Origin of the sequence: Pelagerythrobacter marinus, assembly GCF_034375205.1 — a bacterium.
GTDB classification, from domain to species: Bacteria; Pseudomonadota; Alphaproteobacteria; order Sphingomonadales; family Sphingomonadaceae; genus Pelagerythrobacter; species Pelagerythrobacter marinus.
On the sequence record NZ_CP139719.1, the window covers coordinates 2,063,416 to 2,088,490 of the forward strand.

The following is a 25,075-nucleotide window of genomic DNA, read 5'->3' on the forward strand; positions in this document are numbered from 1 at the left end:
CCGCGGATCGCGCGCGCCGGGCACCTTGCACGCCCGGACATCTTGCACATCCGACATGATACAGTATATCATGATTTCCCGTCCCCCTTCCCCCCAACGAAAGCGATCAAGGATGCCCGCCATTCCCCGACACCAGCGCCTGTTCGATTCGCTCGCCATCGGCGCTTCGGCCGTGTGCCTGGTCCATTGCCTGCTCGTCCCCGCGCTGATCGTCCTCCTGCCGGCGCTGGGCGCCTGGCTGGCCTTTCCCGAGAGCTTCCACGTCCTCGCGCTCGCCTTCGCCGTTCCGGCAAGCGCCTTCGCCCTCATCGGCGGCTACCGCCGGCATCGCCGGCTGCGGCCGGTCGGGCTGGCGCTCGTCGGGCTCGCGCTGCTCGCGCTCGGCGCGTTCGCCGCGCCGAGCGAGACGGCGGAGACCGTGCTGACCGTGCCCGGCGCGATCGCGCTCGCGATCGGCCACGCGTTCAACTGGCGGCTTGCCCGCCACGCCTGAGGGCGCGCAGCCGTGCACCGGCGCGTCGCCGCGCTAGGAAGCGAACTCGACCGCGGGCTGGGGGTTGTTGGGCACGAGGATCAGCGTGTTGTCCTCCACCCGCCACGACTTGAGCCGCGAGAGCAGGTTCATCCCGACCACGCTCGTCTCGCCCAGGTTGGGCGCGATCACGGCATCGAGGCCGCGCGCCGCGACATTGCCGAAACGCATTTCCTCGATCGTCGCGATCCGGGCCGAGATCGTGCCGTTGGCGGTGTTGAGCCGCACCGGGATCCCGCCCGGCCGCGGCTCCAGCCCGATCCGCTCGGCCACGGTGGCCGATACCGCGGTCAGCGTCGCGCCGGTATCGACCATGAAGGCGACCGGCTGGCCGTTGACGTCGGCGCGGAGCCAGAAATGCCCGTCGGCCGCCAGGGGAATGCGCGTTTCCTGCCCTTCGACGACCTGTTGGGGCAGGCCCATCTGCGGAACGGCCAGCTCTATCCGCGGGTCGAAGCGCGAGAGCTGGAGCACCAGCATCGCGAGAATGCCGATCAGCGCAAGCGTGCTGACGCGGCGCACGAAGACGCCGAGCGCGAGGTTGCGCCGGGCCATGATCGACCCGGCCCAGCCGGCCAGGAGCGCGGCGACGGTCGCCATCAGCAGGCCCGAACGCGGGATGTCCGCGATCACGCCGGCAACGCCGTTGAGGAAGGATTGGAGGTCCACGTCAGCCAATATAGGGATTGCCTGCGCCCGGTTCCATGGATGGGCCGCGCGTCAGGGCGCGCTGCGCGGGATCGTCGCCTCGGCCAGGATCAGCGAGAAGCGCCCCTGTGAATCCTTCCAGCGGCGCACCGGCGTCCATTCGCCCGCCAGCAGCAGGGCATTGGCGCTGCGGCGCGAGAACTTGTGGCTGTTCTCGGTATGGATCGTCTCCCCCTGCGCGAGCGCGAAGCTCTCGCCAGCGACGGTGAAGGACAGGTCGCGCTGCGCCTCGAGGTGCATTTCGACCCGCGCGAAATCGTCGTTCCAGCGCGCGACATGGCGCAGGCCGTCGACCGGAATCGTGCCGTCCAGCTCGCGATTTATTCTTCGAGCGAGGTTGAGGTTGAACTGCGCGGTGACCCCCGCCGCATCGTCGTATGCCGCCTCGAGCACGGCCGGGTCCTTGATCAGGTCCATCCCGATCAGCAGCTTCGAATCCGGCCCCAGCGTCGCGCGCATCGTGCGCAGCAGGTTGACCGCCGTGCGCGGGACCATGTTGCCGATCGTCGAACCGGGGAAGAAGCCCAGCTTGGGGTCCCCCTCCACCGCGTCGGGCAGCGCGACCTTGCGCATGAAATCCGCCTCCACCGGGTGGACCGGCAGGCCGGGAAACTTGGCCGCCAGGTCGCGTGCCGCGGCGCGCAGGAAATCGCCGGCAATGTCGAGCGGGACGTATGCCGCCGGCGCGATCGCCTCCAGCAGCAGGGGCGTCTTGACCGAGCTGCCGCTGCCGAATTCCACCACCGCGCGGCCCGGCCCGATCTCCTGCGCGAACTCGGCCCCGCGCTGGCGCAGGATCTCGGTCTCCGCGCGGGTCGGGTAGTATTCGTCCAGCCGGGTAATGTCCTCGAACAGCTCGGACCCGGCATCGTCGTAGAGCCAGCGCGCGGGGATCGCCTTCTGCGGCTGGCGCAGCCCGTCGAGCACGTCGCCGCGAAAGGCGCGGTCCACCCCGTCGCTATCGAAATCGACCAGCGACAAACCCGGATCGGCAGCCATCAGATATCCTTTGCAAGCCGCAGGCCGGTGAACTGCCAGCGCTGGTGCGGGTAGAAGAAATTGCGGTAACTGGCGCGCGAATGGCCGCGCACGGTGGCGCAGCTCGCGCCTTTCAGCACGAACTGGCCCGACATGAACTTGCCGTTGTATTCGCCCACGGCCCCTTCGCACGGCGCGAAGCGGGGATAGGGGAGATAGGCCGAACGCGTGAACTGCCAGCAATCGCCGAACAGGCCCTCGCCCCCGCGCGGGATCGGCGGGCCTGCGCGATCGCCGCCCCCTTCCCAGTCGTCGGGATGATCGAGCTGGTTGCCGCCTGCCGGATCGTGCGCCGGCGCACGCTCGACATGCTGGCCGCGCGCGACCGCTTCCCATTCGAACTCGGTCGGCAGGCGCGCGCCGGCCCAGGTGGCGAAGGCATCGGCCTCGTAATAGGAAATATGCGCGACCGGCGCGGCCGGATCGCGTTCCTGCCACCCGCAATGGGTGAAGGCCTGCCCCTCGCGCCCGCGCCCGGCTTCACCCTCGCCCCAGTAGAGCGGCGCGCGAATGCCGTGTTCGTTCACCCAGGCCCACCCGTCGGAAAGCCAAAGCCGCGCGTCGCGGTATCCGCCGTCGGCGATGAAGGCGTCCCACTGCCCGTTGGTGACCAGCGCGCGGGCGAGCGCGAACGGTTCGAGCAGGACGCGGTGGCGCGGCCCCTCGTTGTCGAAGGCGAACCCCCGGCCGTCGTGCCCGATCAGGGCAATGCCGCCCGGGTGGCTGTGCCAGCCGTCGCTATCCATGTCCTGCCGCCCGCCCCGGCCCTCGCCCCTGGACGCGGCACGATCCCACATCGCCGGGCCGAGCGGGTTCTGGAACAGCGCGTGCTTGATGTCGGTCAGCAGCAGCTCCTGGTGCTGCTGCTCGTGCGCGATGCCCAGCGCGATCAGCGCGGCGCAGTCCGGATCGTCCAGCAGCGGGGCCATCGCGGCATCGACATGGTCGCGCCAGCGGCCGATCTCGGCCACGGTCGGGCGCGACAGCAGCCCCCGGTCGCCGCGCGCGATCCGCGCGCCCTCGGCCTCGTAATAGGAATTGAACAGGAAGGGCCAGTCCTCGCGATGGAGGCGATAGCCGGGCAGCCGGTCGCGCAGGAGGAAGGTTTCCCAGAACCAGGTCGTGTGCGCGAGGTGCCACTTCGCGGGCGAGGCGTCTTCCATCGACTGGATCGTCGCATCGGCTTCGGAAAGCGGCGCGGCCAGCGCGACCGTCAGCCGGCGCGTGCGGCGATATTCGTCGGCCAGGCCCGCCCCCTGCGGGGCGCGGACGGCTTCGGGCTGGGGCACGGGACTCTCCTCTCGCTTCCAGTCCGAAACGATGATGGAGCAATTGGGTTGCGAAGAAAAGGGGGCGCGCCGACCCCCGTGCCCGGCGGCCCCGCCATTCCCCTGCGTCCCCCGGGCGCGAAGCCGCGCGCCGCCGGCGCCGGGGCGCCCGTTCATCGCGCAGGAACTATACGGCACATTCCCCTTGACATTTATAACCGTTTTGGTTATGTGATGAGGGCCAGTCCAGGCTGGCTACAGCGACGGGGGCAAAGCGTGTACGCGTCACGTCTGGCCGCTTCGTCCATACGGCCGGTGCCTCGGGGGGCTAGTGACCGCTCGATAAAGCACCCCTGTGCCGGGATGCGAGGACATGGGAACCCAGGTTCGCTCTTCGCGGTGGCCCTCAACGCCGCGAACGACACGAACGCTGGTTCCAACGGACAGGGCAAGCGCGAGCCCTGGCCCTGTCCGCGCCTCGCACCCCTCGAAGGGCCGAGCGGGAGGTTGAAGGCAACCCCTCCCGCCACTCGCAAGGATGTTGCCAAGGCAACCCTGTGACGCCCAGGTGGCAATCCTGTGATGCCCAGGCGGCACCGGCCGGTTCCGTCCGCTTGCCTTCCCTCCCGGCGTAACCGTCCGCACGCGCCAGCGGATGACCGGGCGTGGGCACCTCCAAAGGGGACGATGCTCCACCCGTGAGTTCCTGCGAAAGCAGGAACCCAGCCCCAGCCCCCGCGCCCGCCGTCCTGGGCTCCTGCTTTCGCAGGAGCTCGCGTTGCGGGGAGAGTGGGCCGGGGTGCCGCCCCCTGCCTGCCAGGACGATGGCTCGACCCTCCCGAGTTCCTGCGAAAGCAGGAACCCAGACACAGTCCCCGCGCCCGCCATCCTGGACTCCTGCTTTCGCAGGAGCTCGCGTTGCGGGGAGAGGGGAACGGGATGCCGCTCCCTGCCCGCTGGGACGATGGCTCAACCCTCCCGAGTTCCTGCGAAAGCAGGAACCCAGCCCCAGCCACAGCGCCCGCTATCCTGGGCTCCTGCTTTCGCAGGAGCTCGCGTTGCGGGGAGAGGGGAACAGGGTGCCGCCCCCCTGCCTGCTGGGACGATGTCTCAACCCTCCCGAGTTCCTGCGAAAGCAGGAACCCAGAGGCAGCCCCAGCGCCCGCCGGCCTGGGCTCCTGCTTTTCGCAGGAGCGCACGTTGCCGGGGAGGTGGAACCGATCGCTCTCAGGCGGCGTCGGCCTGGCGGTCGGTGGTTTCCATGCGGATCATGTCGGCGAGGAGGAAGGCCAGTTCGAGCGATTGCGCAGCGTTGAGGCGCGGGTCGCAATGGGTGTGGTAGCGGTCGCCCAGCGCCTCGTCGGTGATCGCGATCGCGCCGCCGGTGCACTCGGTCACGTCCTGCCCGGTCATCTCGATATGGATGCCGCCGGCATGGGTGCCCTCGGCCCGGTGGACCGCGAAGAAGCCCCTCACCTCGCTCAGAATCCGGTCGAACGGGCGCGTCTTGAACCCGCTTTCGGACTTGATCACGTTGCCGTGCATCGGGTCGCAGCTCCACACCACCGGGTGCCCTTCGCGCGCCACCGCGCGCACCAGCCGCGGCAGGCCCGATTCGACCTTCTCGTGTCCGAAGCGGCTGATCAGCGTGATCCGCCCCGGCTCGCGCGCGGGGTTGAGCGTGTCGAGCAGGCCCAGCAGCACGTCGGGTTCGAGGCTGGGGCCGCATTTCAGGCCCAGCGGGTTGCCGATCCCGCGCGCAAACTCGACGTGGGCGCTGCCTTCGAAGCGCGTCCGGTCGCCGATCCAGACCATGTGCGCGCTGGTGTCGTACCATTCGCCGGTCAGCGAATCCTGCCGCGTCATCGCCTGCTCGTAGGGCAGGAGCAGCGCCTCGTGACTGGTGTAGAAGCTGGTGCCCTGCAGCTGCGGCACGGTGGCCGGATCGACCCCGCAGGCTTCCATGAAATCGAGCGCCTCGCCGATCCGGTCGGCGGTTTCGGCGAACTTTTCCGCCCACGGGCTGCGGCCCATGAAATCGAGCGTCCACTGGTGGACCTGGCGCAAGTTGGCATAGCCGCCGCCGGCGAAGGCGCGCAGCAGGTTCAGCGTCGCCGCCGCCTGCGAATAGGCGCGCACCATGCGCTGCGGATCGTTGCGCCGCGATTCGGGCGTGAACTCGATCCCGTTGACGTTGTCGCCGAAGTAACTCGGCAGGGTCAGCCCGTCCTTGGTCTCGGTCGGCGCGCTGCGCGGCTTGGCGAACTGGCCCGCCATGCGGCCCACTTTCACCACCGGCAGCTTGCCCGCGAACGTCAGTACGACCGCCATCTGCAACAGCACGCGGAAGGTGTCGCGAATGTTGTTCGGGTGGAACTCGGCAAAGCTTTCCGCGCAGTCGCCGCCCTGGATCAGGAACCCCTGCCCCCGGGCAACTTCGGCCAGCTCGGCCTTCAGCGCGCGCGCTTCCCCGGCGAAGACGAGCGGGGGATAGCTGCGCAGCGTGGCCTCGACCGATTCGAGCGCCTGCCCGTCGTCATAGGCCGGCAGGTGCCGGGCCTCGTGCGACTTCCAGCTGTCGGGTGTCCAGTTGCGCGCCACGTGATCGTACTCTTTCGTAATCGAGGGAAAGCGCCATTGAACGCGACAGCGGGCCGCGCGGCAAGGGCAAATAACTTTCGGGCGGTGATGGCTGCGCTACGCCGCGCGCGCCCCTACCGGCCCGCCGGGGCCTGCGCCGGGGCGGCCGCCGGGCCGCGCACCAGTTCCTGCCCTTCGGGGATCACCGCGAGGCGGAAACCGGGCCGCACGGCGAGATACTTGCGCGCCAGCGCCTGCATCGCCTCGGGCGTGGTGACCGTGTAATCGTTGAGCAGCGACCGCACGAGCGCGACCCGGCGCGGATCGCGGGTCGCGCCTTCGAGCTGGTACATCCAGAACGTGTTGCCGGTCGATGCCCGGTTGATCAGCTGGCGCAGCGGCTCGGTCACCCGGGCCAGCTCGTCCGCGGTCGGCGGGTTGGCGACGAGGTCGCTCGCGATCTCGTCCGCCGCGGCGAAGAAGGCGGGCACGTCTTCCGGCCGAAGCTGCGCGATCGCGGCGATGCGGCCGCCGTCGGCAAGGTCGGTGGGCCAGGAATTGGTCACCTGCGGGGCATAGCTGGCCCCGGCGCGTTCGCGCATCGCATCGATCAGGCGGTTGCTGAACAGGTTGGCGAGGATTTCAAGCTGGCGCGATTCGGGCAGCCGCTCGACCCCGCCGCCGGTCGGCCAGGCGATCACCGCCGCCGCCTGGTTGGCATCGCCGCGATGGTGCAGCACGACCGTGTCCGCCGAAGGGGCGGGGAAATCGGGCGTGCGCGCGGCAACCTCGGCCGGGATCGGGGTGCGCGGCGGCAGCGCGCCGAACGTGCGCCGCAGCGCTTCCAGCGTCGCCTCGCGGTCGAACTCGCCGAAGATCGCGACTTCGACCGGCCCCTGGGCCAGCAGCGGCTCCCACACCGCGCGGAAGCCTTCGGGCGTCGCCTGTTCGAGCGTCGCGAGGTCCGGCGTGGCATAGCGCGGATCGCGGTCGCGCAGGTAATACTCGAGGTCGCGGCCGAGCACGGAGCCCGGGCTGGTGGCGAGGCTTTCATAGGCCAGCCGCGCGGCCGCCTTGGCCCGCATCACCGGGTTCTCGTCCCACCGCGGCATCGCCAGCTTGGCGGCGAAGAGATAGAGCTGGTCGTCGAGGTCCGCCTTGCGCGTCTGCGCGGCGAAGGTGAACACCGATTCCTCGATCCCGAAATCGAACGCCATCTTGCGCCCGGTGGAAATGCGGTCCAGCTCCTCCTGCCCCAGGTCGGCGAGGCCCGACTGGACCAGCGCCCGCTCGCCCAGCTCGCGATAGACCGCGTCGCCTGCGTCGAAGGCGCGCATCCCGGCGCCGAAGCGCACGCGCACGGCGACGCGGCCCGGTTCGGCCTCGTTCGCCCACAGGATCGCGGTGACGCCGTTGTCGAGCTCGACCCGCTCGATCCCCAGCAGGCCGAGCGGCTCGACGCTGGCAACCTGCCCCGGATCGCCGATCGCGGGCATGTCCTCGAACGCGATCGGCGTCGCGTCGAGCCGCGCGCTGGAATCGGGCGCGACATCGCGCGCCAGCGCGGCGCGGATGGCCGCGGCGTCGGCTTCCCCCCGGGCCGGGGTGACATAGACGGCGCGCACGACGTCGCCGTCGAACAGCGCGCGGGTGTGTTCGAGCACCGCGGCCGGGGTCAGCTTGTCGCGCATCCCGCGAAACACGGTCAGCACGGTTTCGGGCGCGGCCACCGTCTCGCGGATATCGACCGCGTTGACGATGTCGTCGGCCAGCTTGGAACCGGCCATGACCGCGCGCTGTTCCACCATGCTGGCGAAGACCACGTCGAACTCGGCCACTTCGCGCGCGATTTCCTCTTCCGAAGGCGGCGTGGCGAGCGCGTCGGCGATCACCGCGCGAACGTCGGCCACCGCCGCCTGCCAGTCGCCCGAAAGCGGCGCGACGGTGACGAACGTCGCGTCGGTCGAGCGGCTGACGTCGTCCTGCTGGACCTGGGCGTAGAGATAGGACCCGCCGGCGCGCGCCCGCGCCTCCAGCCGGCGGTTGATCAGGGCCTGGGCCAGCGCGTCGGTCAGCAGCCCTTCGTTGTAGACGATCGTGTCATCGACCTGGCGCCAGGGGCGCATGATCGCGTAGGTCAGCGTGCGCGGCATGTCGGGTTCGACCAGGACCGCGGTTTCGCCGACCGGGTTCTTCCCCGTCGCGCCGGGCGGCGGGACCGGGTCGCCGAAGCTCGGCGCCTCGACGTGCGGACCCTCGCCCTGCCAGTCGCCGAACCATTCTTCCACCAGCTGCGCCAGGCGGATCGGATCGACGTCGCCGGCGGCGACGATCACGGTGTTTTCGGGCCGGTACCAGCGCGCGTGGAAGGCCTGCATCGCCTCGGCCGTCGCGCCGGTCAGCGTCGCCTCGGTCCCGATCGGCATCCGTTCCGCCAGCGGCTGGCCGGCGAACAGCGTCTTGCGCGTCCCCTCGACCACCCGCTCGGCCGCGCCGCCGCGCTCGCGCTTCTCGGCGAGGACGATCGGCACTTCGGCGGCGAGGTTCGCCTCGGTCAGCACCGGCTCGCGCATCATGCCCGAAAGCAGCTTGAAGCTTTCCTCCAGCGCTTCCGGCGTGGCGTTGGGCAGGTCGAGCTTGTAGACCGTGTGGGTCGGCGTCGTCTCGGCATTGGTGTCGCTGCCGAAGGTCGCGCCCAGCCGCTGCCAGGTCGGGATCGCCATGGCCGGGCCGAGATACTTGCTCTCGCGGAAGCTCAGGTGCTCCATCAGGTGGGCGAAGCCGCGCTCGTCGTCGCGCTCGTGCAGCGATCCGGCGTCGATGCGGATGCGGATCGAGACCTGGCGCGGCGGCACGCCGTTGCGGCGCACGGCGTAGCGCAGGCCGTTGTCCATTTCGCCGAACAGCCATTCCTCGTCGCGCGGGACGTCGCTGCCGCGATAGATCCACGGCACCTCGTCCCCGGTCTGCAGCGATTCGGGGATCTCGCGTTCCAGCGGGGCCCCTGTCGGCACCGATGCCGGTACCGGCGCCTGCGCCGAGGCAGCGGGCGCGAACAGGGCCAGGGGGAGGAGGAGCGCGAGGGGCCGGACGGCGCGCGGGAGATGAATCATGCCCGGCTTATAGGGGCCGGGGGCCTGAAGGGATAGTGAATGCGCGCGGCGCGGCCCGGCGGCCTTGTTCATGCCCGGCCCCGCCCCTACATCGCCCCCATGTTCATCGAGACCGAAACCACGCCGAACCCGGCCAGCCTGAAGTTCATGCCCGGCCGGCAGGTCATGCCCACCGGCACGCGCGAGTTCGCCTCGCCCGAGGCGGCCGAGGCGAGCCCGCTGGCCCAGGCGATCTTCGACACCGGCGAAGTGACCAATGTCTTCTTCGGCAGCGACTTCGTGGCCGTGACCGCCGCCCCCGGGGTGGAATGGAGCACGCTGAAGCCGCAGGTCGTCTCGATCCTGCTCGACCACTTCGTGTCCGAGGCGCCGCTGTTCGCCGGCGGCGACGCCAGCGGCATCGCCGTGCCGGGCGAGGCGGACATGCTGGTGGAGGAAGACCCGGCCGACGCCGACGTCGTCGCGCAGATCAACGAGCTGCTCGAAACCCGCGTCCGCCCCGCGGTCGCGGGCGACGGGGGCGACATCCAGTATCGCGGCTTCCGCGACGGGGTCGTCTATCTCCAGCTCCAGGGCGCCTGTTCGGGCTGCCCCAGCTCGACCGCGACGCTCAAGCACGGGATCGAGGGCCTGCTGAAGCACTACGTGCCCGAAGTGACCGAGGTTCGCGCGGCCTGACCGCAACCACGGGGAATGACGATGACCAAGCAATTCCACGGCCACGCCCTGTCCGAAGAGGCGCTGGACCAGCTCTTTCGCGAAGCGCGCAGCTACAACGGCTGGCTCGACAAGCCGGTGTCCGACGAGCAGATCGAGGCGATCCACGCGCTGATGAAGATGGGGCCGACTTCGGCCAACATGCAGCCCGCGCGGATCGTCTGGGCCAGATCGGCCGAAGCGCGCGAGAAGCTTTCGGCGCTGGCGATGGAAGGCAACCGCGAGAAGATCGAGACCGCGCCGGTCGTCGCGATCGTCGGTTACGACATCGATTTCCACGAGAACCTGCCCTGGCTGTTCCCGCATACCGATGCGAAAAGCTGGTTCGAAGGGGACGAGGACGGCCGGCGCAGCCACGCCTTCCGCAATTCCTCGCTCCAGGGGGCCTACCTGATGCTCGCCGCGCGGGCGCTGGGCCTCGATTGCGGGCCGATGTCGGGGTTCGACAACGCGGCGGTGGACAAGGCCTTCTTCGCCGACGATCCCAAGTTCGGCCCGCGCGTTCGCAGCAACTTCATCTGCGGAATCGGCTATGGCGACGCGTCGACGATCTTCGACCGCAGCCCGCGCCCCGATTTCGAGACGTTCTGCACCATCGCCTGACGGCCGGCCATGCGGACCCTGGCGATCGAATGCGCGACCGAAGCCTGTTCGGTCGCGCTTTTCGCAGGCGACGACCTGCTCGCGCACGATCACCGCGTGCTGGGGCGCGGCCATGCCGAACGGCTGGTGCCGATGATCGCCGACCTGCCCGATCGCGGCAAGGCAGCGCGGATCCTCGTCTCGCTCGGCCCCGGCAGCTTCACCGGGGTCCGGATCGGCATCGCCACCGCCCGCGCGCTCGCCTATGCCTGGGGCGCCGCGATCGCCGGCTATCCCACGCTCGCGCTGGTCGCGGCCATGGTCCGCGCGCAGCACCCCGGCCGCGCGGTCGGCGCCTGCACGGTCGGCGGGCACGGCGAATGGTTCGTCCAGTCCTTCGGCCCCGACGGCCTGCCGCGCGGCGAGGCGCGCTCGCTGGTGCCGGACGAGGCCGCGCGCGCGCTGGACGCCGATCTGGTCGGCGGGACGCGGGCCGAGGAATTCGTCGCCCTGCGCGGGCACGGCCAGGCCCTGCCGCTCCATCCCGATGCGCGCCATGCGCTGGCGATCCCGGCGGCCGCGCTCGAGGCGACCATTCGCCCCGCCTATGGCCGCCCGCCCGACGCGCGCCCCGCACCGGCGGGAAAGGGCGGCCACGGCGGAAAGAGCCATGCAGGGGCGCGCGGATGAACGACGATCTGGACCGGATCATGGCGGTGATGGACGCCGCCTTCGACCCGGCCTGGGCGGAGGCCTGGACGCGGCGCCAGGTCGGCGACTCGCTGGCCCTGCCCTCGACCCATTATGCCCTGGCCGACGCGCGCGGCGGCCTGCCCGCGCCGGGCGCGCCGGCGGCCGGCTTCACCCTCACCCGCCACGCGCCGGGGGAGGAAGAACTGCTGCTGATCGCGGTGCGCCCCGAATGGCGCGGGCGCGGGGTCGGCCGGGCGCTGCTGCGCCGCGCGCTCGACGCCGCGCGGGAACGCGGGGCGGAAAGGATGTTTCTCGAAATGCGGCACAACAACCCGGCGGAGGGGCTTTACAGGCAGATGGGGTTCGAGCCGATCGGGCGGCGTTCATCCTATTACCGCCTGCCCGACGGGCGGTTTCTCGATGCGATTACGTTCGGCTGTAAACTATAACCTTTGATTCAGGACGACCCAAGATTTGTCATGGGCACGTGCAGCAGGCCCCTTGAAATGTTATTGAAATGTTGCACTTGCTCGTTCAAGGGCGCACCGTGGTAAAAGTCCACGGGTTGTAGAAATACAATTTCGGCCAGCTGGCCTGTGTGAGGAAAATATGGACAACATCGAAAACGACATGGCGGAAACGCTCATCACGCTGACGTCGGACATCGTCGCAGCGCATGTCAGCAACAACAGCGTATCCGTGGACGAAGTGCCCTCGCTGATCTCCAACGTCTACGGCGCGCTGGCCGGGCTCGGCGGCGGCGAGACGCAGGAAGAGACCCCGCCCGAACCGGCGGTGTCGGTGCGCGCCTCGGTCAAGCCGGATTACATCGTCTGCCTCGAAGACGGCAAGAAGCTGAAAATGCTCAAGCGTTACTTGCGGACGAATTACGACATGTCGCCGGAAGAATACCGCGCGCGCTGGAACCTGCCCGCCGACTACCCGATGGTCGCGCCCAACTATGCCGAGAAGCGGCGCGAACTGGCCAAGAAGATCGGCCTCGGCCGCAAGCCCGGCCAGAAGCGCGGCCGGCGCAAGAAGGACGCCGAATAAGGCCCTGCGCCAGGCGCCCGGACAGACGCTCGTAAGGGCGCCCGAGCGGGAGCTTGAGAAGAACGCCCGGTGCCGTTAAGGCAACCGGGCGTTTCTTGTTTTCTGTCATAGGGTAGCCAGTGTCCCAGCGGATCGACCTCGAACAACTGTGCGCCGACCGCGGGCTGCGCATCACCGAACAGCGCCGCGTCATCGCGCGCGTTCTTTCCGAGAGCGACGACCACCCCGACGTCGAGCAGCTGCACCAGCGCGCCTCGGCAATCGATTCGAAGATCTCGATCGCCACCGTCTATCGCACCGTGCGCCTGTTCGAGGAAGCCGGCATCCTCGACCGGCACGATTTCGGCGACGGACGCGCCCGCTACGAGGCCGCGCCCGAGGCGCACCACGATCACCTGATCGACGTGGAAAGCGGCAAGGTGGTCGAATTCGTCGATCCCGAGCTGGAGGCGCTGCAGAAAGTCATCGCCGAACGGCTGGGCTATCGCCTCGTCGATCACCGGATGGAACTCTACGGCGTCAAGCTGGACCGCGGCGACAAGGCCGACTGATGGACCGCGCGCTGCGCGAGGCGGCGGCACGCGGGGAAAGCACACCGATCTCGTTCGCCGGCTGGCTGCGCTTTGCGCTGCGGCTGGCGGCGCTGCTGGTGGCGCTGCTCGTCTGCGTCCCGCTGCATTACCTCTATCGCCTGTTCGCCTATGGCTCCCCCTTCCCGCGCCTGTTCCTGGGCCTCGCCGCGCGGATCGCCGGCGCGCGGGTCGAACGGATCGGCGTCCCGCTGCGCCGCGACGTGTTCTTCATCGCCAACCACGTATCGTGGATCGACATCCTCGCGCTGGCGGGCGCGAGCGGGACGGCCTTCGTCGCCAAGGCGGAACTTGGCCGCGCCCCGGTGGTCGGCTGGCTCAGCCGGCTCAACCGCACCGTCTTCGTGGAGCGCGAGAACCGGCTCGGCGTCGCCGAACAGATCAACGCCCTGCGCGAGGCGCTGCAGGACAACTGGTCGATCACCGTCTTTCCCGAAGGGACCACCACCGACGGGCGCTCGCTCCTGCCGTTCAAGACCTCGATGCTCTCGGTCCTCGAACCGCCGCCGCCCGGCGTCCTCGTCCAGCCGGTCCTGGTCGATTACGGCCCGGTGGCGGAAGAGATCGGCTGGATCGGCGACGAAGGCGGGCTGAACAATGCGCGCCGCGTGCTCGCGCGCAAGGGGACCTTCACGGTCCGGCTCCATTTCCTCGAACCCTTCAGCCCCGAGGAATTCCGCGGTCGCAAGGCGATCGGCGCGCGCGCCCGGGCCGCGATCGAGGCCGCGCTGCTGACCACGCTGGGCGAGCCGCTGCGCCCCTTTGCCCACGACGTCGTGCCCGTGCGCTACCACGCGCCGCGCGACTAGGCGCCCTGCCGCCCGCCCCCTCCCGCGCGGGAGTTTCAAACCGCCCTCACCTCGGCTATAGGCGCGCGCCATGCGACAGAGTGCCCCTCCCCGGACCTACAGGGTCAAGAGCTTCGGCTGCCAGATGAACGTCTACGACGGCGAGCGCATGGCCGAGCTGCTGGCCGCGAAAGGGATCGCCCCCGCGCCCGAGGGCGAGGAGGCGGACCTCGTCGTGCTCAACACCTGCCATATCCGCGAGAAGGCGGCGGAGAAGGTCTATTCCGACATCGGCCGCCTGGCCAAGGCGGGCGAGGCGCGCGGGCGCAAGCCGATGATCGCGGTCGCCGGCTGCGTCGCCCAGGCCGAAGGCGAGGAGATCATGGCCCGCGCCCCGGCGGTGAGCATGGTCGTCGGCCCCCAGGCCTACCACCGCCTGCCCGCGATGATCGACCGCGCGGTCGCCGGCGAGCGCGCGACCGATACCGACATGCCGCCGATCGCCAAGTTCGATGCCCTTCCCGCCCGGCGCACCAGCCCGCCGGCCGCGTTCCTGACGGTGCAGGAAGGGTGCGACAAGTTCTGCACCTACTGCGTCGTGCCCTATACCCGCGGCGCGGAAATTTCGCGCCCCTACGGCGACCTGGTGGCCGAGGCGCACCGCCTGGTCGAGGCCGGCGCGCGCGAAATCACCCTGCTCGGCCAGAACGTTTCGGCCTGGAGCGGGGAGGACGCGCGCGGCCGCGCGATCGGGCTGGCCGGGCTGATCCGCGACCTCGCCGAAATCGACGGCCTCGCCCGCATCCGCTACACCACCAGCCACCCGGCAGACATGGACGACGCGCTGATCGCCGCCCATGGCGAGATCGACAAGCTGATGCCGTTTCTCCACCTGCCGGTCCAGGCGGGCAGCGACCGCGTGCTCAAGGCGATGAACCGCAGCCACACGGCCGAAAGCTACCTCCGCCTGCTCGAACGCTTCCGCGCCGCGCGGCCCGACCTGGCGCTGTCGGGCGATTTCATCGTCGGCTTCCCGGGCGAAACCGACGCCGAGTTCGAAGAGACGCTGCACCTGGTCGACGCGGTCGGCTATGCCCAGGCCTTCAGCTTCAAGTATTCGCCGCGCCCCGGCACCCCGGCGGCGGCGATGGAAGGCCAGGTCCCGCGCGAGGTGATGGACGAGCGGCTGCAGCGGCTCCAGGCCGCGCTCAACCGCGACCAGCTTGCCTTCAACCGCGCCTCGGTCGGCCGGACCTGCGCGGTCCTCGTCGAACGCAGGGGCAAGCACCCGGGCCAGTGGCTGGGCAAGTCCCCCTGGCTGCAATCGGTCTGGTTCGAAGGCGAGGCGGCGATCGGCGACCTCGTGACCCTCGAGCTCGCCGAAGCGGGCCCCAACTCGCTCGCCGGCAGGCTGCCTCAGTCGGCGGTTTCCGCCACCTCGTAATTGGCCGAGCGATAGGCCGACCAGGTCGCGTCGTGGATCGCCGCCCCGCGCGCGGTGGGCGGCAGCTTGTAGAGCGCGCCGAGATAGGCCCGGTCGAACGACGTCAGCCCGTCGGGCGCGTCGCCCGCTTCGGCAAAGAGCGAAAGGATGGTCGGCACGCCCGCCCCACCGCCTTCCGAGACGCCGCCTTCCGAGACATCGCCTTTCGAGACGTCGTCGGTCGGCGCGAAGAGGCGCATCGTGGCGTAATCGGCCAGTTGCTGCAGCGACTTGCCGGGCACGTGGGCATTGTCGAAAACGACGATCGACCCCTCGATGTCCACCCGTAGCTGCTGCGAAATATTGCTCGCGAACGGCTGCTTGTTCATCTGCACCTCGCGCGGGGGATTCCCGACCACCATCGTCGCGAATTCCTTGCCGTCGGCGCCCTTCACCTCGGTCGCCTGCCAGGCCTGCACCGCGCCGTTGCCGCGCATGATCCGATCGTACTCGTAATCGAGCAGGGTATCGAACAGCCAGGGCTCGGCCTTGCGCAGGCGCTCGATCTCCGCCCGGCTATCGCTGGCGAACGCGATCAGGGTGTTCACCTGGCATCCCGGCCCCAGCACCGGGATGCCCAGCTCGCGCGCATTGTCCTCCACCCGATCGATCAGGACATGGGCGAAGCTTTCGGTCATCCCGTGAACCCCCACGCAGATGGCGGAATAGCGGCGCGATATCGGCTTGTCGGTACGCGGGCGGCGCGTGATCCGGCGAGTCAGCGTCTCGACCTTGCGCTCCACCTCCTCCAGCTGGGCCTCGACCACGATCTCCCCGGACGGCGGAGACGATGCGGTCCCTTCCTGCGCCCGGGCGTCGCCGCCTGCCAGCAGGACCGCGACGATCCCCGCCACTGCACCCTGCCCCCACCCTGCGATGACCATGCCCGGTCCCTTTCCTTCTATCCGGCCTGAACAGCATCCGGCCTGGACAGCCGGCCAGCCGTGCGCCGTTCTACCGCCGCTGGCCGCCCGGCGCCACCGCCGCGCGGCATAATCGCGCCACTTTGGCGACAGTTCGATAACAATCCACTGCCGCGTGCAGGGACCGAGCTTGCCTCCCGCGCGTTGCCATCTAGATTCGGGGCAGCGACGAAAGGATTGCATGGGACGCAAACCGCATAGCGCCGACAGGCCGATCTCCCCGCCGCCCAGCCCGCAGCGGGAGATCCGGCGGGCGAGGACCGAGCTGAGCTTCGACGACCAGTCGCTGCTCGTTCCCCTGTTCGGCCAGTTCGACGCCAACCTCGTGCAGGTGGAGAACCGGCTGGGCGTGTTCATTTCGGCGCGCGGCGACAAGGTCCTGGTCGAAGGGCCGGAGGATTCGGTCGCCCGCGCGCGCGACGTGCTCCAGGCCATGTACAGCCGCCTCGCCCGCGGGGAGGAGCTCGACAGCGGAGCCATCGAATCGCTTGTCGCAATGTCGAACGAACCGACGCTGGAAGGGATCATCTCGGGCGACAGCGACGGCCCGCCGATCATGATCCGCACCCGGCGCAAGACGATCGTGCCCCGTTCCGCCGGGCAGATTCCCTACATGCGCCAGCTCGCGCGGGACGAGATCATCTTCGCGCTCGGCCCGGCGGGGACGGGCAAGACCTACCTCGCCGTGGCCCAGGCCGTCAGCCAGCTGATCACCGGCAATGTCCAGCGCCTGATCCTCAGCCGCCCGGCGGTCGAGGCGGGCGAGCGGATCGGCTTCCTGCCCGGCGACATGAAGGAGAAAGTCGATCCCTACCTGCGCCCGCTCTACGACGCGCTGTACGACTGCATGCCCCCCGAACAGGTCGAGCGGCACCTGATGTCGGGCGTGATCGAGGTCGCCCCGATCGCCTTCATGCGCGGGCGCACGCTGGCCGACGCCTTCGTGATCCTGGACGAGGCGCAGAACACCACGCGCGAACAGATGAAGATGTTCCTCACCCGCTTCGGGCAGAACAGTCGCATGGTCGTGTGCGGCGATCCCCGGCAGGTCGACATCCCCGGCGGCGACGCGACCAGCGGTCTGGCCGACGCGGTCTCGCGGCTGGAAGGGGTCGAGGGGGTCGCCGTCAGCCGCTTCACCGCCGCCGATGTCGTGCGCCACCCGATCGTGGGCCGGATCGTCGAGGCTTACGAGGGCCCGGCCGAATGAGCGCGCGGCAACCGGGCCCGGCGACCGGGCGGCGCGCGGGAAAGGCGGCACGCTGATGGACCTCGACATAGAGATCGACGGCTGGCCCGGCACCCACGACTGGGCCGAGCTGGCCTATCGCGCGGCGGAGGCGGCGGAAAAGGTCGCCCCCGAACTGGCCAACCGCCGCCTGACCGCGAGCGTCCTGTTCACCGTGGACGAGGACATGCGCCGGTTGAACCGCGAATGGCGCACGAAGGACAAGCCGACCAATGTCCTGTCCTTTCCCATGCTCCTGCGCGACGAGCTGACCGGACTCGCGCCCGAAGGCGGCCCGGAAATGCTGGGCGATCTGGCACTTGCCTGGGAAACCTGCCGGCGCGAGGCAGCGGAAAAGGGAATCGCGACCGAGGACCACACCGCGCACCTGCTGGTCCACGGGTTCCTGCATCTCGCCGGGTACGACCACGAGATTTCCGACCGCGATGCCGACGCGATGGAGGCGCTGGAAATAAAGGCGCTTGCGATTCTGGGCCTCCCGGACCCATATGGCGACCGGGACAACCAGGAGCACGCTTGAGGGCCATGCCCGATTCCGAAAATTCAGCCGGAGATGTGGACAGTAGAAGCGGGCTGTGGCTCGCGATCCGCAGGTTCTTCGATAGCGAGGGCGACCGTTCGCTGCGCGCGCAGCTGGAAGAGGCGATCGACGAGCACGAGGACGAGGAAACCGCCAACGGGGGGGACGACACCCGCACCGATGGCGACCTGTCGCTCGTCGAACGCCAGATGCTGCGCAACATCCTGCACTTCAGCGAACACGATGCCGACGACATGGCCGTGCCGCGGGGGGAAATCGTCGCGGTCGAGGCGACGATCGGCTGGGACGCGCTGGTCGCGACCTTTTCCGAGAACGGCCATTCGCGCATGCCGGTCTATCGCGACACGCTCGACGACGTGATCGGGATGATCCACATCAAGGACGTCTTCCCCTATCTCGCGCAGGGCAAGCCCCCGCCCGACGACTGGACCGTGCTGATGCGCCAGCCGCTCTACGTGCCCCAGGCGCGCGGCGCGCTCGATGTCCTGGCCGACATGCGCGCGCAGCGCACCCACCTCGCGGTGGTGGTGGACGAGTTTTCGGGCACCGACGGGATCATCACGATCGAGGACCTGGTCGAGGAAATCGTCGGCGAGATCGAGGACGAGCACGACGAGACGCCCGAACAGTGGATCGTGCCGATCGGCGAAGGCATGTGGGACTGCGACGCCCGGGCCGAGCTGGAGGACGTGGCCAAACAGGTCGATCCGCGCCTCGCCGAAGTCGAGGAATCGGTCGATACCCTGGGCGGGCTGACCTTCATCCTCGCCGAACAGGTGCCGCCGGTGGGGACGGTCGTCAGCCATCCCAGCGGCTGGCGGATCGAGGTGACCGCGGGCGACGCCACCCATGTCACGCGCCTGCGCCTGCACCCGCCCGAAGACATGCCGGTCGAAGCCTGATGCCCAAGCCCATCCGCCGCCTGCCGCCGCTGCGCGCGCTGGAAGCCTTCATGCGCACGGTGCGCCTGGGCTCCGCGCGCGCGGCGGCCGAGGAAATCGGCCTCAGCCCCTCGGCCCTCTCGCGCAGGATCGGCAACCTGGAGGAATTCGTCGGCAAGAAGCTGTTCACCCGCGCCCGCCAGGCGATGCAGCTGACCGACGAAGGGCACCAGTTCTACGAGGCGGTCAGCCCCCATTTCGAGGCGCTGGCCCGCGCGGTCGAAGGGCAGTCGGAAAACCTCTCGCTCCTGCGCCTGCACCTCGGCGTGCTGCCACTGTTCGGCACCCAGCGGCTGTTCCCGCGGCTGACCGAGCTGCGCGAACTGCACCCGCGGCTGCATATCGACATCGACACCGGGCCCCATCTCGAAACGCGCGTGGGCGACACGCTCGACGCGGCGATCATCCTCTCGCGCGGGCCGGACCGTTCGCTCCACGCGGTGCGGCTCGACTACAACCGGGTCCACGCGATCTGCCGCCAGGAACTGGCCGATACCCTGGGGACGGAGCCCGATATCGAACGGCTGGCGAAGCAGACCTTCCTCGTCCACACCGAGCTGCCGGCGAGCTTCGAGGCGTGGAAGCGCGCGCTCGACCTCGACGACCTCGAGCCGGCGGCGATCGACCATTACGATTCGGGCCAGCTGATCCTCGAGGCGGCGGCCCAGGGGCTGGGCATCGCGATCATGCACGACGATCACTATCGCCGCGCGACCGACCGGCGGCTGACCAACCTCTTCGGGGCCGAAGTCGAAAGCCCGTACAGCTACTGGTTCGTGTGCAAGCCCGCCGCGCTGGAAGAACGCCCGGTGCGCCTGTTCCACGACTGGCTGGTCAAGGCCGAGCTCTAGGCCCCTCGGCCGACCGGCTTCCTGCGCGCAGGCCGGCCCTGCACAAAGGCGGCCGCCGGGCCGCCGGCTGCCTCAGTCCTCGTCGATCCGCCGCTTGTGCCGGCAGACGCCCTGCGGCGGCGGGTCCACCCCCGGGTGGCCCTTGCCCGGCGGGCCGCATTCGACCGCCGGCTTGGCAATCGCGTTCGCGTCCAGCGAGGCCAGGGCGTCCGGGTCGCCATAGGCGGCGATCCAGGTCAGGCATTCGGCCAGCTTGCGGACCGAGTGGTCTTTCCACGGCGCGCCGCGCGGGCGGCAGTTCACGACCAGCATGTCTTGCAGGAACATCGCGCTGCCCGTCGGCAAGCCGCGCAGCGCCTCCCCCCGCTCGGCAACCGCCAGCCGCCGGTTGCCCGCCGGCGTCTCGGGCGCGGAAAAGCGCGGGGAAGGATTGAAGGCGTAGGATCGCGCCCGCTCTTCGCGCAGGGCGACGTAAGTGGCGATCGCCCCGCCCAGCGAATGGCCGGTCAGCGTGATCGGCACCGCGTCCAGCCCTTGCGCGTCGAGCGTCTTGCGCTGTTCGGCATAAGTGTCCCAGCCGCGATCGTTGTGCTGCGCGCGGATATTGCCGAAGACCCAGTCGTCGAAGCTGTCCATCTCGGTCCCGCGGAAGGCGATCACCCGCTCGACCAGGGTGCGCTGCCCCCCGGCGTCCCCGCCGTGCCCGCCGTCTTCAGGGCCGTCTTCGGGGCCGTCTTCGGGGTCGTCTTCGGGGCCGAACCGGTCGTAGACGACATAGGCATATCCGGCCTCCCCCTCGTGCGCGGGGCCGGCCTGCCGAAACCCGGCGGGGGGCCGGGGAAATTCCTCGTCGTCCTTGTAGCTGTTGTTGGCGAGCTGGGCATAGGCCCAGCTCTCTTCCGCCATGGCGCGGGTGAAGCCGCACCAGCCGCCCGGCTCGTAGACGCAGGGCGCGCGGGCCTGCGTCAGGTCGGTGGCGCAGGCGGGCAGCATCGCCGCCGCGCCCACGGCCACCAGGGCCCGCAGGAAACGGGCCACCGCGGTCAGCTCACCGTGGCCTTGACGATCTTGCCCGGCGCGCGCGGCGGCTCGCCCTTGGGCAGGGCATCGACGTGTTCCATCCCGCTCTCGACCTGGCCCCAGACGGTATATTGCCCGTCGAGGAAATGGGCATCGTCGAAGCAGATGAAGAACTGGCTGTTCGCGCTGTCGGGCACCTGGGTCCGCGCCATCGAGCAGGTTCCGCGCACGTGCGGTTCGCTGTTGAACTCCGCCTTCAGGTCGGGCCGGTCGCTGCCGCCCATGCCGGTGCCGGTCGGATCGCCGCCCTGCGCCATGAAGCCGGGGATCACGCGGTGGAACACGACCCCGTCGTAAAACCCTTCCTTCGCCAGCTCGGTAATGCGTTCGACATGTCCCGGTGCCAGGTCGGGGCGCAGCTTGATCACGACATCGCCGCCCTCCCCGTCGCCGGTGTCGAGCGTGAAGGTAAGCGTCTGATCGGTCATGGCGAAACTGTCTCCTGTTCGAATTCAGCGCCGGTATAGGCCGCTGGCGCGCAATGTCACCCCGGCGCGCGCTTGCTTTTGCCTGCCCGGGCCGTAGAGCAAGGCCGATGCCGCAGGACACGCGCGAGGACGAGACCATTCTGGCCGATCCGCTGCCGGCGGAGGATGGCGCGCACCCCGATGACCGGGTCGACGACGAGCGCCACGACGAGGAAAACCGGCTGAAACCCGACTTCGTGCGGGCCGTGCGCGACGCGCTGGAACGCGGCGACGACGGGGCCGCCCACGACCTCGTCGAACCGCTCCACCCGGCCGACATCGCCGACCTGCTCGAGCTGCTCGAACGCGACGAGCGGCGCGAACTGGCCGCCGCGATCGCCGACCTCGTCAGCTCGGACGTGATCGCCGAGCTCAACGACTACGTCCGCGACGACATGATGGAGGCCCTGCCCCCGGGCGCGGTCGCCGCCATTGCCGAACAGCTGGAGACCGACGACGCGGTCCAGCTGATCGAGGATCTCGAGCCGGCCGAACAGCGCGCCGTGCTCGACGCGCTCGACGCCGAGGACCGCGCGGCGATCGAGAGCGCGCTCGCCTACCCGGAAGAAACCGCCGGGCGCCTGATGAGCCGCGATTTCGTGGCCGTGCCCGAGCACATGACCGTGGGCGACCTGATCGATTTCCTGCGCGAGGAAGGCAACCTGGCGAACGATTTCTGGGAAATCTTCGTCGTCGACCATGCCCACCACCCGGTCGGCACCTGCATGCTCAGCTGGATCCTGCGGACCCCGCGCTCGGTCGCGCTGACCGACGTGATGAAGCGCGACCAGACGCTGATCCCGGTCACGATGGACCAGGAAGAAGTCGCGCTGATGTTCCAGAAATACGCGCTGATCTCGGCCGCGGTGGTCGATGCCAGCGGGCGCCTGGTCGGCCAGATGACGGTGGACGACGTGGTCCACATCATCTCCGAAGAAGCGGGCGAGGACGTGCTCCTGCTCTCGGGCGCCGGCGAAGGCGACATCAACGAACCGATCCGCGACGCCTATACCGCGCGCGTGCGCTGGCTGATCGCGAACCTCGGCACGGCGCTCGTCGCCAGCTTCATCATCGCCATGTTCGGCGCCGCGATCGAGGAACTCGTCGCGCTGGCGGTGCTGATGCCGATCGTCGCCAGCATCGGCGGCAATGCCGGGACCCAGACGATGGCCGTCACCGTCCGCGCGATCGCGATCAACCAGCTCACCCGCGCCAATACCGGGCGGATATTGTGGCGCGAAATGCGCGTCGCCCTGCTCAACGGCGCCACCGTCGCTCTCGTCCTCGGCGCGGCCACGGCGGCGATCTTCGGCCCCCCGCTGGGGGCGGTGATCGCGACGGCCATGGTGGTCAACGTCGCGGTGGCCGGGCTGGCCGGGGTCCTGGTGCCGGTGATGTTCGAACGGCTGCGGCAGGACCCGGCCGTCGCCAGCTCGGTCTTCGTCACGATGATCACCGATTCGATCGGCTTCCTCGCCTTCCTCGGCCTCGCGGTCGCCAGCGGGGTCGCCGGATGACGGCTTGAGCCGGGCGGCCCCAGCGCCCATATCGCACGGCCCATGCCGCTGCACATGACCAAGATCGCCTTCCGCTCGAAGAACCTCGACACCCTGCGCGCCTGGGTGGAGAAGGGGCCGGAACCGCACATGACGACCCGTTACCTGCCCAAGCGGCACGAGGAGATGGTCGGCGGATCGCTCTACTGGATCATGGACCACGCGCTCGTCGCGCGCAGCGAGATCCTCGGCTTCGAGAAGCGCGACGACGGGCGCTGGACGATCCGCCTCGCGCCGCGACTGGTCCGGGTCGAGCCGCGGCCGAAGCGGGCGCACCAGGGCTGGCGCTACCTGGCCGACGAAGATGCCCCGCGCGACCTGCCCGAGGGGGAGGACCACGGCGACGTCCTGCCCGGCAAGATGATGAACAGGCTGATCCGCCTGGGCCTCGTGTAACCGGGTTCCCCCGGGCCGCCTGGCGCGCCGGGCGGGCCAGGCGTGACCGAATGGTTAACGCCGGCGTCACACTGCGGCAAAGATGGGCGGCCATGGCGCCGCAGCCGGTTGCCCGAACCGGGCCGCAGAACCAGGACCGCCCGCCTTGCTCAAGACCCCAGGCCTCTGGGCCTCCGACACCGCCGTTTCCCGGCCCTCGCAGCTGGCGACCGCCTTGCGCGGGGCGTGGGACCGCGCGACCGCCACGATCGCCGGGCGCATTCGCCTCTTCGCGATGTTCTTCGTCGCGCTGCTGGTCGCGCTCGGCCTCGTCCTCGGCGCCGTCTTCTACCAGCTGACCGCGAGCAACCACGCCGCCTCCGTCTATGCCCGCGGCTCGCTCGCCGCGTCCGAACTGACCACGGCGATCGCCGAAAGCCGCTATCACTCCGCCCGCTATGCCGTGACCGGCGCGCCGGAGGAGATCGCCCGCGCGCGGCAGACCCTGGCCAACGCGCGCCAGCGCCTGACCGAGACGCGCGACGGCGCGGGGGACATCGGCGCCGAGGCGATCGAGGCGATCTCCTGGCTCGACGTCCAGGTCGACGGGTTCGAGGCGGAGCTCGACGCGCTGGAAAGCTCGATCGCCGCCTATGGCCCGTCGGACAGCGCGGTCGGGCTCGCCGCGGCGATCGACGTCAGCGGCGAATTGCTGGCCGGCCAGGCGCGCGAGGTCGAAAGCACGCTGGCGCGGCGCACGCGCGAGGCCCACGCCCGCCTGGCCGACCTCAACCGCACGCTGACCGGGGCGGTGATCGTGCTGATCGCGGCCTGCGTCGTCGCCGCGCTTCTCGCCGCCCGCTTCCTCGTGCGCCAGGTGGCCGGGGCGATCCGCGAGTTCACCGCATCGATGAGCGGGCTGGCCGCGGGCGACCAGACGGTGCCGATCCCGGGCACGACCCGCGGCGACGAGATCGGGGAAATGGCCCGCGCGCTGGTCGTCTTCCGCGAGGACGCGCGCGAACTCGCCGCGCTGCAGGAGGAATCGGCCCGCCGGTCGGAAGAGAAGCTCGCCGCGCGCGACCGCCAGGCCGAGGTGCTGCGCGATCTCGCGAGCCGGTTCGAACGCACGGTGGGCGAAGTCGTCGGCGGGATCGCCGCCGCCTCGAAACAGCTCGAGGGCGCGGCCGGCGAAATGGCCCGCTCCGCCGAACAGGCGGCGAGCCACGTCGATGGCGTGGCCGGTTCGATGGAGGAGGCCAGCCGCGGGGTCGCGATGGCGGCCGCGACAGGCGAGCAGTTCGCCGCCTCGATCCGCGAGATCGGCGAACAGGCCGCCGGCTCGGCCGAACGCGCGCGCCACTCGCTCGGATCGGTCGACGCGGTCGATGCGACGACCGGCGAGCTGTCGCAGGCCGCGACGCAGATCGGCGAGATCGTCAGCCTGATCGATTCGATCGCCGAACAGACCAATATCCTCGCGCTCAACGCCACGATCGAGGCGAGCCGCGCGGGCCAGGTCGGCGCGGGCTTCGCGGTGGTCGCCAACGAGATCAAGGACCTCGCCCGGCGGACGCGCGAGTCGACCGGCGAGATCGCCGGCCAGGTATCCGCGGTGCAGCAGGCGAGCACGGCCAATATCGGCGCCCTGCGCGAGATCGGCGAACATGTCCGCAACGTGGAAGGCAATGCCAGCGCGATCGCCCGATCGGTGGAGGAACAGGGGATCGCCAGCCGCGACCTGGCGCACAGCCTCGACCTCGCCGCCAGCGGCACCGATTCGATCCGGGTCAGCCTCGACCGCGTGCGCGGCATGGTCCGCACGACCGACCGCTCGGCCGAACAGATGCTCGCCGCCGCCGGCGACCTGCACCGCCAGGCGGAGCGGCTGCGCGCGCAGGTCGACGATTTTCTCGCCTACGTGCGCCGCGCCTGATCGCCGGAACG

At 69.9% G+C, this 25,075-nt stretch carries 24 protein-coding genes; 16 read left to right on the forward strand and 8 right to left on the reverse strand.

What is annotated here, in order from left to right:
- The first annotated feature begins 112 nt into the window (after positions 1-112).
- Positions 113-493 (forward strand): MerC domain-containing protein, encoded by a 381-nt coding sequence (locus tag T8T98_RS10125; protein WP_251105271.1) that lies wholly within the window; start codon positions 113-115, stop codon positions 491-493.
- A 33-nt stretch (positions 494-526) separates the two neighbouring features.
- Here T8T98_RS10125 and T8T98_RS10130 read toward each other — a convergent pair whose 3' ends face one another.
- The 5 genes from T8T98_RS10130 to T8T98_RS10150 all read right to left on the reverse strand — a co-directional run bounded on the left by T8T98_RS10130 (position 527) and on the right by T8T98_RS10150 (position 9,239).
- On the reverse strand, positions 527-1,201 hold the full coding sequence (locus T8T98_RS10130; RefSeq protein WP_251105270.1) for a retropepsin-like aspartic protease family protein: 675 nt from the start codon (positions 1,199-1,201) through the stop codon (positions 527-529).
- A 51-nt stretch (positions 1,202-1,252) separates the two neighbouring features.
- Positions 1,253-2,239, reverse strand: a complete 987-nt coding sequence (gene egtD, locus T8T98_RS10135) for an L-histidine N(alpha)-methyltransferase (protein WP_160733200.1) — start codon at positions 2,237-2,239, stop codon at positions 1,253-1,255.
- Positions 2,239-3,567 (reverse strand): ergothioneine biosynthesis protein EgtB, encoded by a 1,329-nt coding sequence (gene egtB / locus T8T98_RS10140; RefSeq protein ID WP_407675025.1) that lies wholly within the window; start codon positions 3,565-3,567, stop codon positions 2,239-2,241. The genes egtD and egtB overlap by 1 nt, the downstream gene beginning before the upstream one ends.
- 1,206 nt (positions 3,568-4,773) lie before the next feature.
- Positions 4,774-6,147: a class II 3-deoxy-7-phosphoheptulonate synthase gene (locus T8T98_RS10145; protein ID WP_251105269.1), complete on the reverse strand. Its 1,374-nt coding sequence runs from the start codon at positions 6,145-6,147 to the stop codon at positions 4,774-4,776.
- A gap of 113 nt (positions 6,148-6,260) precedes the next feature.
- A complete protein-coding gene (locus T8T98_RS10150) occupies positions 6,261-9,239 on the reverse strand; it encodes a M16 family metallopeptidase (protein ID WP_251105268.1) in 2,979 nt (992 codons plus the stop codon).
- Between the two features lie 99 nt (positions 9,240-9,338).
- Between T8T98_RS10150 and T8T98_RS10155 the strand changes: the two genes are divergently transcribed.
- From T8T98_RS10155 to miaB, 8 genes are all read left to right on the forward strand, one after another.
- Positions 9,339-9,917, forward strand: coding sequence for a NifU family protein (locus tag T8T98_RS10155; protein ID WP_251105267.1), 579 nt, complete (start codon positions 9,339-9,341; stop codon positions 9,915-9,917).
- Positions 9,918-9,938: 21 nt separating this feature from the next.
- Positions 9,939-10,559, forward strand: coding sequence for a malonic semialdehyde reductase (locus tag T8T98_RS10160; RefSeq protein WP_251105266.1), 621 nt, complete (start codon positions 9,939-9,941; stop codon positions 10,557-10,559).
- A gap of 9 nt (positions 10,560-10,568) precedes the next feature.
- Positions 10,569-11,228 (forward strand): tRNA (adenosine(37)-N6)-threonylcarbamoyltransferase complex dimerization subunit type 1 TsaB, encoded by a 660-nt coding sequence (gene tsaB / locus T8T98_RS10165; RefSeq protein ID WP_251105265.1) that lies wholly within the window; start codon positions 10,569-10,571, stop codon positions 11,226-11,228.
- Positions 11,225-11,680 (forward strand): GNAT family N-acetyltransferase, encoded by a 456-nt coding sequence (locus T8T98_RS10170; RefSeq protein WP_160733693.1) that lies wholly within the window; start codon positions 11,225-11,227, stop codon positions 11,678-11,680. The genes tsaB and T8T98_RS10170 overlap by 4 nt, the downstream gene beginning before the upstream one ends.
- 160 nt (positions 11,681-11,840) lie before the next feature.
- Positions 11,841-12,284, forward strand: coding sequence for a MucR family transcriptional regulator (locus T8T98_RS10175; protein ID WP_160733694.1), 444 nt, complete (start codon positions 11,841-11,843; stop codon positions 12,282-12,284).
- A 119-nt stretch (positions 12,285-12,403) separates the two neighbouring features.
- Entirely contained in the window at positions 12,404-12,835 is a 432-nt protein-coding gene (locus T8T98_RS10180; RefSeq protein WP_251105264.1) for a Fur family transcriptional regulator, read from the forward strand.
- A complete protein-coding gene (locus T8T98_RS10185; protein WP_251105263.1) occupies positions 12,835-13,683 on the forward strand; it encodes a lysophospholipid acyltransferase family protein in 849 nt (282 codons plus the stop codon). Before T8T98_RS10180 ends, T8T98_RS10185 begins: the two co-directional genes overlap by 1 nt.
- 70 nt (positions 13,684-13,753) lie before the next feature.
- Positions 13,754-15,106, forward strand: coding sequence for a tRNA (N6-isopentenyl adenosine(37)-C2)-methylthiotransferase MiaB (miaB, locus tag T8T98_RS10190; protein ID WP_160733697.1), 1,353 nt, complete (start codon positions 13,754-13,756; stop codon positions 15,104-15,106).
- Here the strand turns inward: miaB and T8T98_RS10195 are convergent.
- A complete protein-coding gene (locus tag T8T98_RS10195; protein ID WP_251105262.1) occupies positions 15,079-16,029 on the reverse strand; it encodes a hypothetical protein in 951 nt (316 codons plus the stop codon). The two genes, miaB and T8T98_RS10195, sit on opposite strands and share 28 nt — an antisense overlap.
- 220 nt (positions 16,030-16,249) lie before the next feature.
- On the opposite strand from T8T98_RS10195, the gene T8T98_RS10200 reads away from it, so the two are divergent.
- The 4 genes from T8T98_RS10200 to T8T98_RS10215 are packed head-to-tail and all read left to right on the forward strand — an operon-like array spanning position 16,250 to position 19,650.
- Positions 16,250-17,278, forward strand: coding sequence for a PhoH family protein (locus tag T8T98_RS10200; protein ID WP_160733699.1), 1,029 nt, complete (start codon positions 16,250-16,252; stop codon positions 17,276-17,278).
- Positions 17,279-17,333: 55 nt separating this feature from the next.
- On the forward strand, positions 17,334-17,837 hold the full coding sequence (ybeY, locus tag T8T98_RS10205; protein ID WP_251105261.1) for an rRNA maturation RNase YbeY: 504 nt from the start codon (positions 17,334-17,336) through the stop codon (positions 17,835-17,837).
- A 5-nt stretch (positions 17,838-17,842) separates the two neighbouring features.
- Complete coding sequence (locus tag T8T98_RS10210) at positions 17,843-18,760, forward strand: hemolysin family protein (protein ID WP_160733701.1); 918 nt, start codon at positions 17,843-17,845, stop codon at positions 18,758-18,760.
- Positions 18,761-18,810: 50 nt separating this feature from the next.
- A complete protein-coding gene (locus T8T98_RS10215) occupies positions 18,811-19,650 on the forward strand; it encodes a LysR family transcriptional regulator (RefSeq protein WP_251105964.1) in 840 nt (279 codons plus the stop codon).
- 72 nt (positions 19,651-19,722) lie between these two features.
- Here T8T98_RS10215 and T8T98_RS10220 read toward each other — a convergent pair whose 3' ends face one another.
- Both T8T98_RS10220 and T8T98_RS10225 read right to left on the reverse strand, forming a co-directional pair.
- Positions 19,723-20,688 carry a lipase family protein gene (locus T8T98_RS10220; protein WP_251105260.1) on the reverse strand — a complete coding sequence of 322 codons (966 nt, stop codon included), beginning with the start codon at positions 20,686-20,688 and terminating at the stop codon, positions 19,723-19,725.
- Between the two features lie 5 nt (positions 20,689-20,693).
- The gene (locus T8T98_RS10225; RefSeq protein ID WP_160733704.1) at positions 20,694-21,158 is read right to left on the reverse strand and encodes a peptidylprolyl isomerase; all 465 of its coding nucleotides are present in this window, start codon (positions 21,156-21,158) and stop codon (positions 20,694-20,696) included.
- Positions 21,159-21,265: 107 nt separating this feature from the next.
- Between T8T98_RS10225 and mgtE the strand changes: the two genes are divergently transcribed.
- The 3 genes from mgtE to T8T98_RS10240 all read left to right on the forward strand — a co-directional run bounded on the left by mgtE (position 21,266) and on the right by T8T98_RS10240 (position 25,064).
- Complete coding sequence (gene mgtE / locus T8T98_RS10230; RefSeq protein WP_251105259.1) at positions 21,266-22,714, forward strand: magnesium transporter; 1,449 nt, start codon at positions 21,266-21,268, stop codon at positions 22,712-22,714.
- 42 nt (positions 22,715-22,756) lie between these two features.
- Entirely contained in the window at positions 22,757-23,149 is a 393-nt protein-coding gene (locus T8T98_RS10235) for a DUF1489 family protein (protein WP_251105258.1), read from the forward strand.
- Between the two features lie 145 nt (positions 23,150-23,294).
- Complete coding sequence (locus T8T98_RS10240) at positions 23,295-25,064, forward strand: methyl-accepting chemotaxis protein (RefSeq protein WP_251105257.1); 1,770 nt, start codon at positions 23,295-23,297, stop codon at positions 25,062-25,064.
- Positions 25,065-25,075 lie beyond the last annotated feature (11 nt).